The sequence below is a fragment of the Xanthobacter aminoxidans genome (genome assembly GCF_043193615.1).
In the GTDB taxonomy this organism is placed as follows: domain Bacteria; phylum Pseudomonadota; class Alphaproteobacteria; order Rhizobiales; family Xanthobacteraceae; genus Xanthobacter; species Xanthobacter aminoxidans.
Genome location: NZ_JBAFUS010000005.1, coordinates 332,706 through 347,192, shown reverse-complemented (window position 1 = coordinate 347,192; position 14,487 = coordinate 332,706). Strand labels below are relative to the sequence as shown.

Annotated in this window: 17 protein-coding genes; 1 reads left to right on the top strand and 16 read right to left on the bottom strand. The window is 68.5% G+C overall.

All coding sequences use genetic code 11. From position 1 onward, the window contains the following. Positions 1–10: 10 nt before the first annotated feature. The 15 genes from V5F74_RS22125 to secB all read right to left on the bottom strand — a co-directional run bounded on the left by V5F74_RS22125 (position 11) and on the right by secB (position 13,020). A complete protein-coding gene (locus tag V5F74_RS22125) occupies positions 11–403 on the bottom strand; it encodes a c-type cytochrome (RefSeq protein WP_394009984.1) in 393 nt (130 codons plus the stop codon). 44 nt (positions 404–447) lie between these two features. Beyond that, on the bottom strand, positions 448–1,233 hold the full coding sequence (locus tag V5F74_RS22120) for a formylmethanofuran dehydrogenase subunit C (protein WP_394009983.1): 786 nt from the start codon (positions 1,231–1,233) through the stop codon (positions 448–450). A 17-nt stretch (positions 1,234–1,250) separates the two neighbouring features. Next, positions 1,251–2,183, bottom strand: a complete 933-nt coding sequence (gene fhcD / locus V5F74_RS22115; RefSeq protein ID WP_394009982.1) for a formylmethanofuran--tetrahydromethanopterin N-formyltransferase — start codon at positions 2,181–2,183, stop codon at positions 1,251–1,253. Then, the gene (locus V5F74_RS22110) at positions 2,180–3,829 is read right to left on the bottom strand and encodes a formylmethanofuran dehydrogenase subunit A (protein ID WP_029556354.1); all 1,650 of its coding nucleotides are present in this window, start codon (positions 3,827–3,829) and stop codon (positions 2,180–2,182) included. The genes fhcD and V5F74_RS22110 overlap by 4 nt, the downstream gene beginning before the upstream one ends. Beyond that, positions 3,826–5,139, bottom strand: coding sequence for a molybdopterin-binding domain-containing protein (locus tag V5F74_RS22105; RefSeq protein WP_051678904.1), 1,314 nt, complete (start codon positions 5,137–5,139; stop codon positions 3,826–3,828). Before V5F74_RS22105 ends, V5F74_RS22110 begins: the two co-directional genes overlap by 4 nt. A gap of 324 nt (positions 5,140–5,463) precedes the next feature. Beyond that, positions 5,464–5,817 carry a hypothetical protein gene (locus tag V5F74_RS22100; RefSeq protein WP_024281400.1) on the bottom strand — a complete coding sequence of 118 codons (354 nt, stop codon included), beginning with the start codon at positions 5,815–5,817 and terminating at the stop codon, positions 5,464–5,466. Next, positions 5,798–6,520 (bottom strand): hypothetical protein, encoded by a 723-nt coding sequence (locus V5F74_RS22095; protein ID WP_156026273.1) that lies wholly within the window; start codon positions 6,518–6,520, stop codon positions 5,798–5,800. Before V5F74_RS22095 ends, V5F74_RS22100 begins: the two co-directional genes overlap by 20 nt. Beyond that, a complete protein-coding gene (pqqE, locus tag V5F74_RS22090) occupies positions 6,517–7,671 on the bottom strand; it encodes a pyrroloquinoline quinone biosynthesis protein PqqE (protein WP_394010012.1) in 1,155 nt (384 codons plus the stop codon). Before pqqE ends, V5F74_RS22095 begins: the two co-directional genes overlap by 4 nt. 17 nt (positions 7,672–7,688) lie before the next feature. Then, positions 7,689–7,964 carry a pyrroloquinoline quinone biosynthesis peptide chaperone PqqD gene (pqqD, locus tag V5F74_RS22085; protein WP_029556350.1) on the bottom strand — a complete coding sequence of 92 codons (276 nt, stop codon included), beginning with the start codon at positions 7,962–7,964 and terminating at the stop codon, positions 7,689–7,691. A gap of 1 nt (position 7,965) precedes the next feature. Continuing rightward, positions 7,966–8,787 (bottom strand): pyrroloquinoline-quinone synthase PqqC, encoded by an 822-nt coding sequence (gene pqqC / locus V5F74_RS22080; protein WP_029556349.1) that lies wholly within the window; start codon positions 8,785–8,787, stop codon positions 7,966–7,968. Beyond that, positions 8,784–9,683 carry a pyrroloquinoline quinone biosynthesis protein PqqB gene (gene pqqB, locus V5F74_RS22075; RefSeq protein ID WP_029556348.1) on the bottom strand — a complete coding sequence of 300 codons (900 nt, stop codon included), beginning with the start codon at positions 9,681–9,683 and terminating at the stop codon, positions 8,784–8,786. The genes pqqC and pqqB overlap by 4 nt, the downstream gene beginning before the upstream one ends. Positions 9,684–9,733: 50 nt before the next feature. Beyond that, positions 9,734–9,811, bottom strand: coding sequence for a pyrroloquinoline quinone precursor peptide PqqA (gene pqqA / locus V5F74_RS22070; RefSeq protein ID WP_081437156.1), 78 nt, complete (start codon positions 9,809–9,811; stop codon positions 9,734–9,736). A gap of 155 nt (positions 9,812–9,966) precedes the next feature. Beyond that, complete coding sequence (locus V5F74_RS22065; RefSeq protein WP_024281406.1) at positions 9,967–10,662, bottom strand: response regulator transcription factor; 696 nt, start codon at positions 10,660–10,662, stop codon at positions 9,967–9,969. Between the two features lie 85 nt (positions 10,663–10,747). Beyond that, positions 10,748–12,358 carry a sensor histidine kinase gene (locus V5F74_RS22060; protein ID WP_394009981.1) on the bottom strand — a complete coding sequence of 537 codons (1,611 nt, stop codon included), beginning with the start codon at positions 12,356–12,358 and terminating at the stop codon, positions 10,748–10,750. 182 nt (positions 12,359–12,540) lie between these two features. Then, positions 12,541–13,020 (bottom strand): protein-export chaperone SecB, encoded by a 480-nt coding sequence (gene secB / locus V5F74_RS22055; protein WP_024281408.1) that lies wholly within the window; start codon positions 13,018–13,020, stop codon positions 12,541–12,543. Between the two features lie 161 nt (positions 13,021–13,181). Here secB and V5F74_RS22050 point away from each other — a divergent pair, with 161 nt between their 5' ends. Continuing rightward, on the top strand, positions 13,182–13,376 hold the full coding sequence (locus tag V5F74_RS22050; RefSeq protein WP_024281409.1) for a DUF1674 domain-containing protein: 195 nt from the start codon (positions 13,182–13,184) through the stop codon (positions 13,374–13,376). A 7-nt stretch (positions 13,377–13,383) separates the two neighbouring features. Here V5F74_RS22050 and V5F74_RS22045 read toward each other — a convergent pair whose 3' ends face one another. Further along, the gene (locus V5F74_RS22045; protein ID WP_024281410.1) at positions 13,384–14,190 is read right to left on the bottom strand and encodes an undecaprenyl-diphosphate phosphatase; all 807 of its coding nucleotides are present in this window, start codon (positions 14,188–14,190) and stop codon (positions 13,384–13,386) included. Positions 14,191–14,487 lie beyond the last annotated feature (297 nt).

Here is a 14,487-nt window from a genome sequence, read left to right as displayed (position 1 = left end):
GGCTATATCGTCACTTGCTGCCGTCGGGCTTGAACTGGGCGAGGAAGGCGATGAGGTCCGCCCGCTCCGACTCGCTCTTGACGCCAGCGAAGGCCATTTTCCCCTTCGGTGCCAGATGCTTGGGGTTCTCGATATAGTCGTTGAGGGTGGCCACGTCCCAGACCTTGCCGGCGGCGGCGCCGTCCTTGATATCCTGGGAATAGGCGTAGCCCTCGAAATGTGCCCACTTGGCACCGACGATGCCGTTCAGCGGCGGGCCGACCTTCACCTTGGCATCCGGGCCAATGGCATGGCAGGCCATGCATTTCTTGAAAACGGTCTCGCCCTTGGCCACGTCCGGATCGGCATAGGCCGAGCCGGTGGCGGCAGCGAGGAGGAGAGCGGAAACGAACAATGTGCGCATCGGGGCGTTCCTCTTCTGGTTTCTTGATCTGATATTTCGCCGGCTTAGCTCAAGACGAGAATTTCGCCTTCCCCGCCGGCCAACCGGTTGCCGACAAGGCGCACGGCCCGGCCGGACAGTTCTCCTCCGAACAGCGCGGCCAGCTCCGGCACGCGCCGCGCCAGTAGCCTCAAGGCCACGAAATCCTGCGGTCCCGCCTCGGCAAAGCCAGGGGCCAGAGCCTCCGGCGTGGAGGAAACGAGGATGGAGCCGCGCTTCATGCCGCGCCCGGCGCCGGGACCGAGCCGACCCGCCACAGCAAGCGTGCCGGCTAACAGACCATCCGCCGCACCCGCCCCGGCATCGCCAGCAACCAGGATCAGGCCACCGCGCAACCGCGCGCCGAGGCCATCCCCCACCCGGCCGGCAATGGAGACGACCCCGCCCCGCATGCCCTGACGCTCACCCGGCCTCGGACCGCCGACATTTTTGCCGGCATTGCCGAAAACCTCGATCCGTCCGCCGGTTAGGCCAGCCGCAAGCCCGTCGCCGGCGTCGCCGGAAATCACCACGCGACCGCCACTCATGCCCGACCCGGCGGCCGCGCCGACGCTGCCCTCCACGCGGATCTCACCGTCGGCAAGGCCCGCGCCCACATAGTCGAGCCGGGGGTCGCCGGAAAGAACCAGCGCATCGCCTTCGCTGGCGGCGACTTCAAAGAGGTCCCCGACCAGAGCGACGCCCGTGCCGAAGGGAACCGTGCGTGCGGCGACCTCGGCTGCGCTTGCCCCTGCAAATACAGCGGGCAGAAGGCTTGATGCATCAACCCGCGCGGTGAGCGGGGCCTTCAATGTCAGGCGGAAGCCACTCATCGTCCCGCCTCCTGCGCCATCAGCTGATGCAGCTTGAAATGGAAGGGCCCGAGGTTGCCGCCGTAATTGCCGGCATCCACTGCCACCACGCCACCCGCGGCGCCAAGGCCGCACACCGCCGTGATGCCCGCGCGCATGCTCTCCGCCACCTCGCCCTCGCTGAGTCCGTCGATGACGATTTCCAGCACGCTCTCGACTTCAGCCGGCAAAGCAGTTTTGGCGATGCCCCGCAGCGTCGGGCAGTAGGCGTCATTGGAGGAGGCGATCAGGCCGGCATATTTGGAGCCGACCTTGGAGCCGGACCGCACCACCCCGCCCGGGAAGGGCATGATGGCCCCCCGCACCTGCCCCATGGCCGCCACCGCCGCCTCCGCCGCCGCCAGCGCCGCCGGGCGCGAGCGGGCGAGGATGAGGAAATTGCCGCCGCCCACCGCCGCCGTCGTGGAGCCGACGATCTCGTCGCAGACGAACTCGCCCTCCATCACGGGAATGCGCCAGATCCTGCTGCCGCCGAGGTTTTTCGACATCTGGTGGCCGTCGCCGAAATAGCGCAGCGCCTTTCCGAGCGGGACGGGGGAGCCGCCTTCCAGACCGGCATAGAGCGCCGAGGTGGGCGAGGTGAGCACGCATTGCCCGGCACGGAGCGGCACGATCTTCTTCAGGTCCTTCAGCGACATGGCAAAGATGAGCACGGCATAGCCGGGCCGTCCGTCCGGGGTCTCTTCGGCCGGAATCTCGCGTTCGATAGCCGCCTCACAACCGCAGCCGATCACCGAGGTGGCAAACCCGGTGAGGCTCGCCGCAGCGGTGTGCGCCCAGCGCGGCGTATCGGCGGTGATGATGAGACGCGTTCCCGCCATGGGAAACGCTTCGGCGAAGCTGTCGCGGATTTCGACGCCGTTGATGAGAAGGGGGGCTGGTGCGCTCACGGCTTCAGCTCCACGATTTCAGGGCCTTGGCCGCCACGGATCTCCCCGTCGGCGATCTGGTAATGGCTGGATTTCAGGCCCACCGCCTCGTCGAACCAGCGCTCCAGCCTCTTGTCCATCAAGGGGTCGGAGGGGGGATGCACCGCATAGGTGCGCCCCTCGGTGAGGGCGACGATCTCGCCGTTCACCACCACCACCTCGCCGTCCTTCATCACGATGCGCGGGTGGGCGAACATGGCTTCCCGGTCCGGCTGATCCTCATAAAGCACCACATCCGCCCGCGCGCCGGGGCCGAGATGGCCGCGATCCTTGAGGCCCAGGGTGCGGGCCGGCGCGGCGCGGGTGACGACGGCGATCTCCTCCAGAGTGTACTCGCGGGAGATGCTTTCGAGCCGAGTATGGGACCGCGCCGCCTTGTGAATCTGCCTGAGGTGATGGTCGCGGAAGGGCTTGTCCATCAACAGGCGGATGAGGTGCGGGTAGGAGGTGAAGGGGCCGCCGTTGGGATGGTCCGTGGTGAGGTACACCCGCCACGGGTCCTCGATGAGCAGGAACAGCTCCAGCCCGATGGCCCATTGCAGCGCGTTCACGAAGGACGTGTCGCGATAGTTGAACGGCACCACGCCGCAGGCCGCGTCCATCTCGATATCCATGCCGATCCACTTCTTGGGATCGGCGATGGAGTGGTTGCGGTACTGCGACATGAGGTCGGCCGAGGCGGTCACGGTCTGGCCGAACATGATCTGGCCCACGTCCACCGAGATGTGCGGCATGGCGTTCACCGCCTCAGCGATCTCGGCCGCGCCGGAGGAGAAGTGCCGGTCGCCCTCGGTTCCATAGGAATGGAACTGGATGTGGGTGAGATGGAGGGGGAAGCCCTCCGTCGCGCCCATGGTGGCGAGCGTGGTCTTCACATTGCCGGGAATGCCGAGGTTGCAGCCGTGCAGATGGATCGGGTGGGGCACGCCCAGCTCCGTCACCGCCCGCTGCAGCGTGTTGAGGATGCGGCGGGGCGTCAGCTCGTAGAACGGGCCGGCCTCGTCCAGATCGAGGTTGCGGCCGTTGAACTTGAAGGCGTTGATGCCGCCCGGGTTCACAATCTTGATGGCGCAGCTCTGGGTCGCCTTGAGCATCCAGGCCACGTAATCGTTGATCGCCTGCTGGCCTTCGCCCATGGCGATCAGGCGCAGCAGGAAGTCGTCGTTGCCGAGCACCAGAAAGCCGCCGGTGTCGATGTTCGGGATGTCCGCCATCTCGAGATGCGCATGGCGGGCATTGGCGCCCACGACCGCAGGCTCGAACACCGCCGTGTAGCCCATCTGCGAATAGCGACAGCCGGTGGCGTGGGTGGTCGGCGCCGCGCGCCCGCCGCCGCAGCCGCAGAAATCGCCGAACGGCTCGGGGAACAACGCCCGGTCCTCATTCATGAGGAGGCGGCCGAGGTTCACCTTGCCGCCGGCGATGTGGCTGTGGAGGTCGATGCCGCCGGCGAGCACGATGCAGCCGGAGGCGTTCACCACCTCCTCGCTGCCGCCCGGCCCCGGATCAGCGATGATGCGCCCATCCTCAAGCACCACGTCGCGGACCTGGTCGATGATGCCGTTGGCGGGATCGAACACCCGCCCCCCGGTGACGCGCTTTCTCATGCGCCCCTCCCGAGATTGGCGAGGATGGCGGAGGCCGCCTCGGCGAGGCTCGGAAGCTCGGTCGGGCGCAGGCCCTGGAGCGGCAGGCAGACGACGGAATCCATGCGGAAGACATGCCCCGGATGATCGACGCCGGGCGTTCCGACGGGGATGAACACGTCCGGCTCGCGGGCAAACGACGTGTCGGGATGGGCGAGGACGATCACCGGACCGGCGCTGAATTCGGGCGGTGGATCAGGCCGGAAGGCACTGGCATGGAGCAGCAGGTCGCCGTCCTTCAGGGCCGCGGCCGTGGCGTAGAGATCGGGCGCATGGCGTGCGGTTCCGGCACCGATCGCCGTGCGCAGGGGATAGCCGAAGCGCCAGAGCGCGAGCTGGTGCGCGCCGGTGACGTTGTCGCGGCCGCCCAGCGGCAACACCGCGGCGCGGGTGGTCGGCGACAACAGGTCCACGGCCTCCGAGGCCGAACCGGCGACGGCGGCCGCATCCGCCTGCGGCAGGGTCGCGGCGTTCCAGGTGAAAACGCTGTAGCGCGCGGCGCGGAGCAGGTCGGCAAGCTCCGCCAGCGAGGCACCGGCCGTGCCGGGCAGCACGTCCACAGCACCGATGTCGCGGCCGGCCAGGGCCGACGCCAGCAGCGCGGCGGCGGTGGCGACCTGTTCGGGCGGCAGCAGGATCTCGCTCAGCTCGTGGCCGGCGAGGACCTTGCGCGAAGCGTCGGAGAATGGCGCGCCGATCATCACCACACGCCGGCCGGAGGGCGCGAACAGGGGGGCGGCGTCGCCGCCCTCCCCCGTACGCACCGGCATGATGCGCTCGAACAGGCGGTGGAAGCTCGCGGTAGGGTCGTCGCCGAACACCACCAGCAGGTCGCAGCGGTTGCGCACCTCGGCCAGGGTCGCGGCGATCCAGCCGCGGCGGGCGAGGCGGTCGAGATTGGCGAACAGCCCGCCGGACGCGGAATGGTCGATGCTCGCCCCCGCCACCATGGCGATATCGTAGAGCCGTCGCAGCCCTTCGAGATCGGCGCCGAGGCCGGAGAATACGGAGGACCGCGCCGCCTTCAGATGGGCGGCCGCGGCGGAGGCCGCCTCGGCGAGGCTGGCCGGCGCGCCATTGACGCGGGGAGAGGGCGGAGGCGCATCGCCACGCGCCAGCAGGCGGGCGGCATCGGCGCAGGCCTTGCGCGGTGTCACCACGCGGCCGGCGACGGCCACCTCGATGTCGTCGCAGCCGAGGCCGCAGAAGCCACACACCACGTCTCGCACGATGCGGGGAGCACCGGCTTCGGTCGTTTCACCCGATGACATGAGGCTCACCCCTGCGCGGAAGAGAGGCCGCGCGGCAAGGCCGGCAGACAAAGGGCGCGCGGCGGCGCGAAGCCGGCTCCAGAACGTGGGACAAGTGGAGAGAGAACGGAACTCAAGCGGTAACTGGCCATGGCTTTGCCTTGGGGATTGACGGACCCAATCAAGACGCCGCGGCGGTTGCCCGCTTGTCGTTGCAGTGCGCTTCGGAAAAATCCGTGCGCCATGCGTCTGTTCTTGGCGAGGAAGCTAACACAGTGAAGCGGGGCCGAAAACCCGTCACATGTGCGGCGCCTGCGAGAATGATTTGTGCGACGCGAAATCGCTCTACTTGAAGCAGGTGATTTCTGCTTCTGCCTGCGCCCGGCGCAGTTCTGCAATCGTGTCGTCATATTGGGGCGTGTTGCGGAAGATATTGGCCGCCTGGCCCACGCCCTGCCGCATGGAAAGGATCGTCTCGGCCGCGACATAGTGATCGTACGGCAGGATGGAGGCGAGGGTGTCCACCGAGCAGGAACACCGGGCCATGGCCTCCCGGGTCTGGCCGTTGGCCGCCATGCAGCCGAACACGTAATCGACGCGGGCGGAGGTGGGGTAATCGTTGTCGCTGGCAGTCGCCGCAGCCGCAGCCCCGCCGAGGGCGAGCAGCAGGGCGCCGGCCTCAATGGCTCGTCGGATCATAGGCGATGCTCTCCTCCCACAGGGTGCCCCCTGGCGCGTCGGCCTTGATGTCCATGCGCACGATCTGGCCCGGCACGTCCGGCGACACCTCGAACGTATAGGCGAGGGTATCGAGCCCCCGCATCCGCACCGCATTGGGATCGCCCTTGAACGGCGTCACCGTGACGCGCCAGCCCTTCACCGTCTGGCCGCCGACGGTGAGATCAGCCGCCGTCACGGTGGCGGCGTCGCGCAAGGCGGTGCGGATGGCGGTCTTGAAATAGCGCGGATTGCCCTTGAGCCGGCCGGCAAGGTCCCCGAGGTGGTTCTCCAGGAACAGGAGCAGCATGGGATTGGTGGTCACGCCCTCGAAAGGGCCGGCGGCGTGATGGCGCTCGGGCGTGAAGAAATCGACCCTGACGTCGCGGGCATCGCCGCTGCTGCTGGCGCTCGCCGCGATCATCAGCACCACGCGATCCTCAAAGCTCGCGCCGAGTTCCGGATCGGCCACTTTGCGGGAATATTTGTATGTAAGCGTCTGGCCCGCCTTGGTGTTGGCCAGCTGCGGGGCCTCGAACAACAGCGTCGCCGCATCCGGGGTAGCGGACTGGGATGCGGCCGGCGCCTCGGCCGCGCTCGCCGCCTGGGGCATGACGAGGGCACCGCCCGAGAACAGGGCGGCCATGAGGACGAGCCAGAGGCCCAACGCGTGACGCAGGCTCACGATGCGGCTCCTTCGGACGCCTTCCCGGGCGCTCCGCCGATGGTGCGATAAATGTAGTCCGGCGCGACCGCCGCGGCCTCCTCCGTCGCCAGCGCCTCGACACGGGCATGGAAGGGCGAGAGCGAGCAGGCCGGGTCGGTCGCCGCCGCGTCGCCAGCCAGCGCCATGGCCTGGCAGCGGCAGCCGCCGAAATCCATCTCGCGCCGGTCGCAGCTGCGGCAGGGTTCGCGCATCCAGTCGGTGCCGCGGAAGGCATTGAACGCCGGCGAAGACCGCCAGATGTCGCCCAGCGCCCGGTCGCGCACGGACCAGAATTCGAGGTTCGGGATGCTTTCCGCCGCATGGCAGGGCAGCACCCGGCCCGTGGGGGTGACATTCAGCGTGCGCCGCCCCCAGCCGCCCGAGCAGGGCTTGGGATAGCGGGCGTAATAGTCCGGGATCACCATGTCGATGACGAGAATGCCCTCAAGGCGCCGGCGCGCCTCCTCCACCAGCGCCACCGAGCGATCCACGTCAGGACGGGCGGGCATGAGCGCGGCGCGGTTCACATAGGCCCAGCCGTAATACTGGGTGTGCGCCACCTCCAGCCGGCGCGCCTTCAGCGCCACGGCGAGGGCGATGATGTCCTCCACCTCATGGATGTTGCCGCGATGGATGACGGCATTGAGCGTCAGCGGGAGGCCGAGGTCCGTGACCTTCCGGGCAAATTCCAGCTTCGCCGCATGGCCGCCCTTGTAGCCGCCGATGCGATCCCCGGTCTCGGCACTCGCGCCCTGCACGGAGAGCTGGACGTGATCGAGCCCGGCCTCCGACAGCGCGTCGATCATGCCGGAGGCGCGGCCGATGCCGGAGGTGATGAGATTGGTGTAGAGCCCCTCGGCGGCGCAATGGGCGGTCAACTCCACGAGGTCCGGCCGGGCGGTCGGTTCGCCGCCGGAGAGATGGACGTGGAGGATGCCCAGCGCGGCGGACTCGCTCAGCACCCGCTTCCAGGTGGCGGTGTCGAGCTCCGCCTCGCGGCGCTCCAGCTCCAGCGGATTCGAGCAATAGGGGCAGCGGAGCGGGCAGCGATGGGTCAGCTCGGCGAGGATGCCGATGGGATGGCCGACCGGAGGCGCCGCCACGGGCTGCGGGGGCTGCCTCGTCTCCATCTCGGCCACGGTTTCGCTCATGTCTCGATCACCCGGCGCGCGATCAGGCCGCCGATCATATCCTTGACGTCATCGGCGATGACCTCGCGCTTCTCGTCGTAACGGGCGGCGAGGGCGTCCACGATCTCGGCGCAGGTGCGCTTTCCGTCCACCAGTTCCAGCACGGCGGCGGCGGTCTCGTCGATGTCGAACGCCCGCTCCGGCGCCAGCAGCACATGGCGGGCGCGCACCTGATCGTATTTGAGCTTCACGCCCCGCGGCAGGCGCGGGACGTCGGTTTCCTCGGCGCGCATCTCATTCCCCGACGATGGCGACGCCCGGTCGCCAAGCACCCGGCGCGGGCCAGCCCGGCGCCACATAGGCGAGATAGAGCGCGTCGAGCTGCGCCCACAGCACCTCGGTCTTGAAGGTGAGGGCGCGGATGACGGCGCGCTGCTCGGCGGCCGTGCGGGCGTGCTGCTTCACATAGTCGAGGGCGAAATCGGCATCCTTCGGCGCCTGATCGAGGCGGCGGCGGAAATAGGCGACGACTTTCTCGTTGATGAAGTCGTAGTGCTCCAGCATGCCGGAGATGCGCTCGGCATGGATGCCCGGCGCGAACAGCTCGGTGAGGGAAGAAGCCACCGCCTCCAGCAGCGTGTTCTCGGCGACGAAGCGCACATAGGCCTCCACCGCGAATTTGGTGGCGGGCAACGCCCCTTCCCTAGAGACCACGTAAGCCCGGTCGAGGCCGAGGCCGTCGGTGAGTACCAGCCAGCGCTCGATGCCGCCCGTATCCTCGCCGAAGCCGTCATGATCGGTGATGCGGTGCAGCCATTCCCGGCGCAGCTCGCGGTCGTCGCAGCGGGCCATCAAGGCCGCATCCTTGCGGGGGATGGCGGACTGGTAGCAGTAGCGGTTGAGCGCCCAGGCGCGCACCTGATCCCGGTTCAGCCGGCCGGAATGCAGCAGCTTATGGAAGGGATGCAGGTTGTGATAGCGCGTCGCGCCCACCGCGCGCAGCGCGGCCTCCAGCCCTTCGGGCGATAGGGGCTCCTGCGGCGAGGGGAGGGCAGGGAAATCGGTGGGAAGATCGGCGGCCTCGGCCAGCACCCGGACGGCGGCTTGCGCGCTCATAGGGAGAACTCCATTCCGTCCCGGGCGACCGTCCAGCCAGCCGCTTCCACGGCGCGGTGCTCCTCGGAGCCATCGATCAGCGCGGGATTGGTGTTGTTGATATGGATGAACACCCGGCGCGCCACAGGCAGGTCGGCGAGCAGCGCCACCGTGCCGTCCGCGCCGGACATGGACAGGTGCCCCATGCGGGCGCCCGTCTTGGTGCCGATCCCGGCCGCGATCATCTCGTCGTCGCGATAGAGCGTGCCGTCGAAGAACAGCAGGTCGGCGCCGGAGATGCGCTGACGCAGCGCGTCCGTCACGGCGGCGCAGCCGGGCACGTAGACGAGGCGGCTGCCGGCCGAGGTGATCGTCACGCCCACCGTTGAGCCGGACTCCTCGCCGATGACGAGGGAGGCATCCTCGCGCCAGAGCGGCACCTTGCCGGGCACGGTGAAGAATTCCATGGTCAGCCCCGGAACCGGCGAGAACGGGACTTCGAACGAAACCGGCTCCCGGCGCACCAGCGCCTTGGAAACCACGTCGAAGACCTGATTCTGTTCGATCAGCGCGAGCGTGTCGGCCGTGCCGTACACCTCGAACGCCTGCTGCTCCCGCAGCGTCAGCAAACCGGCTATGTGGTCCACGTCACCATTGGTGAGGACGACGGCGCGAATGGGGCTGTCGCGGCCATCCACCCGGGGCTGAAGTGACCGGGTCGCGGCGATCTGGGCCCGAAGATCGGGCGAAGCGTTGAGGAGCACCCACGAGGCGCCGTCCTCCGAGACGGCGATGCTCGACTGGGTTCGGGGCGTGACCCGTGGATCACCCTTCCAAGCCAGTTGGCACACCGGACAGCGGCAGTTCCACTGGGGAACGCCGCCGCCGGCCGCTGAACCGAGAACGATCACCTGCATGACGCGACGGACGCTCCTGCCAATCGTTCGCGGCTCCCGACCTCCGTCGATCAGAAATCGGCCGGCAGGTAAGCGGTGACTTCCATGCCGACGCAGACTTCGCAAACCTGGGGCTTGTTCCAGCGCATGATGCTTTCCTCCTGAGTTCTCTCACGACCTTCATAAGAAGATCATAAGAAATTGAAGTAACGAGGTTTTTCGCTACAACGGAGTCAAATATTGGCAGCCGAATCGGTTCCCGCAAGTGAAATCTTTTGCTGCATTGCAATACTTCTAGAGCTCATCAATGAGCTGACGGTGCGGAGAGGTCGAGCATGAAGCCGCGCCCCCGCACGGTCGCCACCTGGGGGCCGCCGGCGCGCCCCACCGGCGCGAGCTTGGTGCGCAGGTAGCCCACATAGACGTCCACCACGTTGAGCGAGGCGCCGCCCTGGCTGGCCCAGAGCCGGTCGAAGATCTCGCCCCGGGCGATGGGACGATTCGGGCTGGCCATGAGCAGGGCCAGGAGATCGGCTTCGCGCTCGGTGAGCCGCACATGAACTTCACCGAACTTCGCGGTGCGGGTGGAGGGGTCGAGCACCAGCCGCCCCGCCATGACGCGGTCGGAATGGCTTTCGCCGAGGCGATGCAGGAGATGGGTGCGCAGCCGCGCCACCAGCTCGCCGAAGACGAACGGCTTGACGATGTAGTCGTCCGCCCCTGCGCCGAGGCCTTCCGCGCGATCGTGCACCTCGTCCTTGGCGCTGAGGAACAGGATGGGGCCGGAATGGCCGGCGCCGCGCAGCGCCCGGCACACGTCGATGCCGGAGCCGTCCGGCAGCATCATGTCGAGCACCACGGCGCAGGGATTGTACTGGCGCGCCGTCTCGAGGGCCTCGTCGGCCCGTCCCACGACGGTCACGTCGAACCCCTCGGCGGAGAGGCCGCGGCTCAGCATGGCGCCGATGTCGCTGTCGTCTTCCACCACCAGGATGTTCATGGTTCCTCCTGTGCCCGTTCGGGCTGTCCCGGACCGCGTGCGCGGCCCGCAGGGCCTGTCGGAAATGCCGGCGTTGGGTTGCCGGTCAGATCGCGGGGCCGGGCTCTGCCGCGGGTTCGCTCGCCCCGGCCGCTGCGGCCTGCGGCAATGCGATCACCACCCGGGTGCCTCCCGCCTCGCCGTCCTCCAGTGTGATACGTCCGCCGTGCCGCGTCACCACCCAATCGGCGAGGGCGAGCCCCAGGCCGAAGCCCGAGGCATCGCCGAGCCGGCCGCCGCGCGCGAAACGCTCGAACAACCGGGCTCGGGCCTCGGGCGGAATGCCGCATCCATCGTCCGTGATGCTGATGATGTCGACCGCATGCCCCTCCGCATCGGCCCCGTGCCCGACCGAAACGGTGACGCGGGTGAGGGGGCGACCATGACGCAGGGCGTTGTCGATCAGGCCTTCCACCACCTGCCGGAGCCATTCGCGATCCGCATGCACGACAAGGCCCGGCTCCGGCGCGTGAAGCACCAGCGCGACGCCCTGCCGCCGCGCCACCGGCTCCAGCCCCGCCACGGCATCGGCCAGAAGGGGCGCGAGGGGGGTGTCCTGGAACACCAGCTCGATCTCCCCGCTCTCGGAACGGGCAACCCGCAGCAGATCCTCCACCCGGCGGTGAAGCATGCCGGCGCGCTTGCGGATGGTGGTGAGCACCGCGCGGCTCAGCGACTCCGGGATGGCCGGCGCCCGCTGGGTCACGTCGCATTCGCCGATGATGACGGTGAGCGGCGTGCGCAATTCGTGGCTTACATCGGTGAAGAAGCGGCGCCGGGATGCATCGATGGCGCCAAGACGGGCGTTTGCCTCGGTGAGGTCCGCGGTTCGGTCCGCCACCGTCTTCTCCAGTCCCGCCCGGTCCTGCGCCACCTTTCGCTCGCGGCGCGCCAGGAGGGCGGCCATGCGGTTGAAGCGGGCCATCAGCACGCCTAGTTCGTCCCGCTGGCCGATAGCGAGGCGGGCGGAGAGATCGCCGCGGCCGATGGCGGCGGCCGCGCGGTCGATCTCCTTCAGCCGGCCGAGCAGCGGCTGGGCCAGCGCGCGATACAGCACCAGCGCCGCGGCGAACACCGCCAGCGCAATGGCCACCGCGCCGATCCGCAGCCGGTCCGCCAGCGCCACCGCCTCCTCCCGCGCAGCCGTGACGCCGCGACGCTCGCTTTCCACCAGCAGGGAGAGTGTCGGCCCGGCCGAGGCGGCGAAGGCGTTGAGGGAGCCGCGCACCCGGTCGCCCCGGCGCACGGTATCCGGATCGCGGGTCGCGGCGGTAATCTGCCGGTCGAGGGAAATGAAATCCGCCCTGAGACGGGCCAGCAGGCGTTCCTGCGGCCTGAGGCCGCTCGACGCGTCGGGCGCCGCCTGGACCGCCTTCACGGTCGAGGCCTCGAGCAGGGCCGAAACGCGCGAACGCGCATCCTCAAGCCGGCCGGCGCCCGCGGTGGGGCTTTCGGTGGCGGCAATGGCGGCCAGGCCGTACTCGGAGAGGCGGGCGGAAATCTCGGTCAGCACATCGAGGCGCTGCTGGGCCGACACCGCCGCCTCCAGCGCCCCGTCCACGGCACGCAGGGCGATGAGCACGCTGAAGCCCGCAAGCACAGCGAGAATCGCCGTGGCGCCCGCCAGCGCGGCCAGCTTGAAACGGATGGATCGCATCGCCGCGCCCGGAATGCCTCCCGCGCCCCCGCGGCGCCACCACTGGCGCCGCTCCGGCGCGGCGGAGCCTGCCACAATGACGGGCGCGGGCAAAAGGAAAAGGACCGCACGAAAAAGCCCGCCGCCGCAGGCGTCTGGCGCTGCGGCGGCGGGCTCCGTCGAAGATCAGGTCAGGGCGAGGCTCAGGCCTGGCCGGCCTGGAGACGCTCGGCTTCCGCCTGCAGACGCTGCTGGTAGAGCGCGGCGAAGTCGACCGGATCGATCATCAGGGGCGGGAAGCCGCCGTTGCGCACCGCGTCGGCAATGATCTGGCGGGCGAACGGGAAGAGCAGGCGCGGGCACTCGATGAGCACCACCGGCTGCAGGCTCTGCTCCGGAATGTTAAGGATGCGGAACACGCCGGCATAGACCAGCTCGAAGGCGAACAGGGTGTTGCCTTCAATGCTGGCGCCGCCGTCGATCTTCAGCTCGACCTCAAACTCGCCATTGCCGCCCGGCTTGGCGTTGACGTGGATCTGGATGTTGACGTCGGGCTGGCTCGGAGGAGCGGCGAGGGAGCGCGGCGCATTGGGATTCTCGAAGGAGAAATCCTTGATATATTGCGCGAGCACATTCAGCGACGGCGCCGCATTCGGGTTGGGGCCGCCATTCTGCGAGGCCATGCGCATCTCCATCCGTGGGGTGTTGGGTCGGCCCCGCGGGCACGACCGGAAAGCGCGGCGCTGCTAGCATGCTTTCCGCGGTGGGTGCAAGGTTGCGAACGGGTGAGGTAGGCCGATCCTCAACCGGAAGGATGCCTCGCACCGTGTTTGGAGACGGGACCATGGACGAGGACAAGACGGAGCCGCGCAAGCCCCTGAGCGAGGCCGCCAAGCGCGCGCTGGCGGAGGCCGAGGCCCGTCGTGCGGCCATCGACGCGGCGCAGAAGGACCGGCCGAAGGAGATCAACGGCCGCGACGGCCCAGAGCCCGTGCGTTACGGCGACTGGGAAGTCGGCGGCATCGCCACCGACTTCTGAGGCCGCCTCAGCCGACCAGCGCGAGGCCGATGAGGCCGGCGATGCCCACCGCGATGCGCCACCAGCCGAATGGCGCATAGCCGTGCTTCGACACGAAATCGAGCAGCGACTTCACCACCACCACCGCCGCGCAGAACGCCGCCACGAAGCCGATGACGATGAGCAGGCCATCGTCCATCGAGAGGTTGCCGCGGTTCTTGTAGAGGTCGTAGGCGAACGCGCCGAACATGGTGGGCAAGGCGAGGAAGAACGAGAATTCCGCCGCCGCCCGCTTGTCCACGCCCATCAGCATGGCGCCGACGATGGTCGAGCCGGAGCGCGACATGCCCGGGATCATGGCGAGGCACTGGAAGAAGCCGATGATGAGCGCGATGTGCCAGGGCAGGCCCATGGCGTTGTTGTAGCGCGGCGCCGGCACCACCTTGTCGATGAACAGGAGGATGATGCCGCCGAAGATCAGCGTGCCGCAGATCAGCACCGGCGTCTCGAACAGCACGCTCTTGATGAAGCCGTGCGCCGCCGCGCCGATCACGGCCGCCGGCAGGAAGGCGATGAGGACGCCGATGACGAAGCGCCGCGCCCCCGGATTTGTGGGCAGCTGCTGGGCGACGCGCAGGAAGCGCTGGAAATAGACGGTGAGGATGGCAAGCACCGCGCCGAGCTGGATCAGCACCTCGAAAGTGTGGCCATTGCTCTCGAAGCCGAGGAAATGCCCCGCCAGCAGGATGTGGGCGGTGGAGGAGACGGGGATGAATTCCGTCAGCCCTTCCAGCAGGCCGAGAACGAGCGCTTCGAGCATGTCGCCGAGAGTCATGGGTGAGAAAATCCGGGAGGCGGGAACAAGACGGGCGCCATCCTCTCCGCTTGCCTTCGCGGGTGCAACGTGGTGCGCCGCAACGGAAGGGGAGGGCCGAGGCCGCCGGCGCTTTTCAGGCCAAGCTGTGGCCGCGTCGCAACAGCCCGGCAAATAACCTCAGGGCAAGGGATTGCTGCCTTCCCCGCGTCGTTAACGATCCGCTCACCATGATCGAAATGCGAAATGCGACAGCGACAGGGCGCCGGCCCGCGCTGCAGCAGGGAGGAACCAATCGGAAAGGTTCGGCTTCTAATC

Bases quoted from the DNA above. Each gene is read 5' to 3' on its own strand.
- V5F74_RS22125 (WP_394009984.1), bottom strand. From the start codon at position 403: ATGCGCACATTGTTCGTTTCCGCTCTCCTCCTCGCTGCCGCCACCGGC.
- V5F74_RS22110 (WP_029556354.1), bottom strand. From the start codon at position 3,829: ATGAGAAAGCGCGTCACCGGGGGGCGGGTGTTCGATCCCGCCAACGGC.
- V5F74_RS22105 (WP_051678904.1), bottom strand. From the start codon at position 5,139: ATGTCATCGGGTGAAACGACCGAAGCCGGTGCTCCCCGCATCGTGCGA.
- V5F74_RS22100 (WP_024281400.1), bottom strand. From the start codon at position 5,817: ATGATCCGACGAGCCATTGAGGCCGGCGCCCTGCTGCTCGCCCTCGGC.
- pqqE (WP_394010012.1), bottom strand. From the start codon at position 7,671: ATGGAGACGAGGCAGCCCCCGCAGCCCGTGGCGGCGCCTCCGGTCGGC.
- pqqD (WP_029556350.1), bottom strand. From the start codon at position 7,964: ATGCGCGCCGAGGAAACCGACGTCCCGCGCCTGCCGCGGGGCGTGAAG.
- pqqC (WP_029556349.1), bottom strand. From the start codon at position 8,787: ATGAGCGCGCAAGCCGCCGTCCGGGTGCTGGCCGAGGCCGCCGATCTT.
- pqqB (WP_029556348.1), bottom strand. From the start codon at position 9,683: ATGCAGGTGATCGTTCTCGGTTCAGCGGCCGGCGGCGGCGTTCCCCAG.
- pqqA (WP_081437156.1), bottom strand. From the start codon at position 9,811: ATGCGCTGGAACAAGCCCCAGGTTTGCGAAGTCTGCGTCGGCATGGAA.
- V5F74_RS22065 (WP_024281406.1), bottom strand. From the start codon at position 10,662: ATGAACATCCTGGTGGTGGAAGACGACAGCGACATCGGCGCCATGCTG.
- V5F74_RS22060 (WP_394009981.1), bottom strand. From the start codon at position 12,358: ATGCGATCCATCCGTTTCAAGCTGGCCGCGCTGGCGGGCGCCACGGCG.
- secB (WP_024281408.1), bottom strand. From the start codon at position 13,020: ATGGCCTCGCAGAATGGCGGCCCCAACCCGAATGCGGCGCCGTCGCTG.
- V5F74_RS22050 (WP_024281409.1), top strand. From the start codon at position 13,182: ATGGACGAGGACAAGACGGAGCCGCGCAAGCCCCTGAGCGAGGCCGCC.
- V5F74_RS22045 (WP_024281410.1), bottom strand. From the start codon at position 14,190: ATGACTCTCGGCGACATGCTCGAAGCGCTCGTTCTCGGCCTGCTGGAA.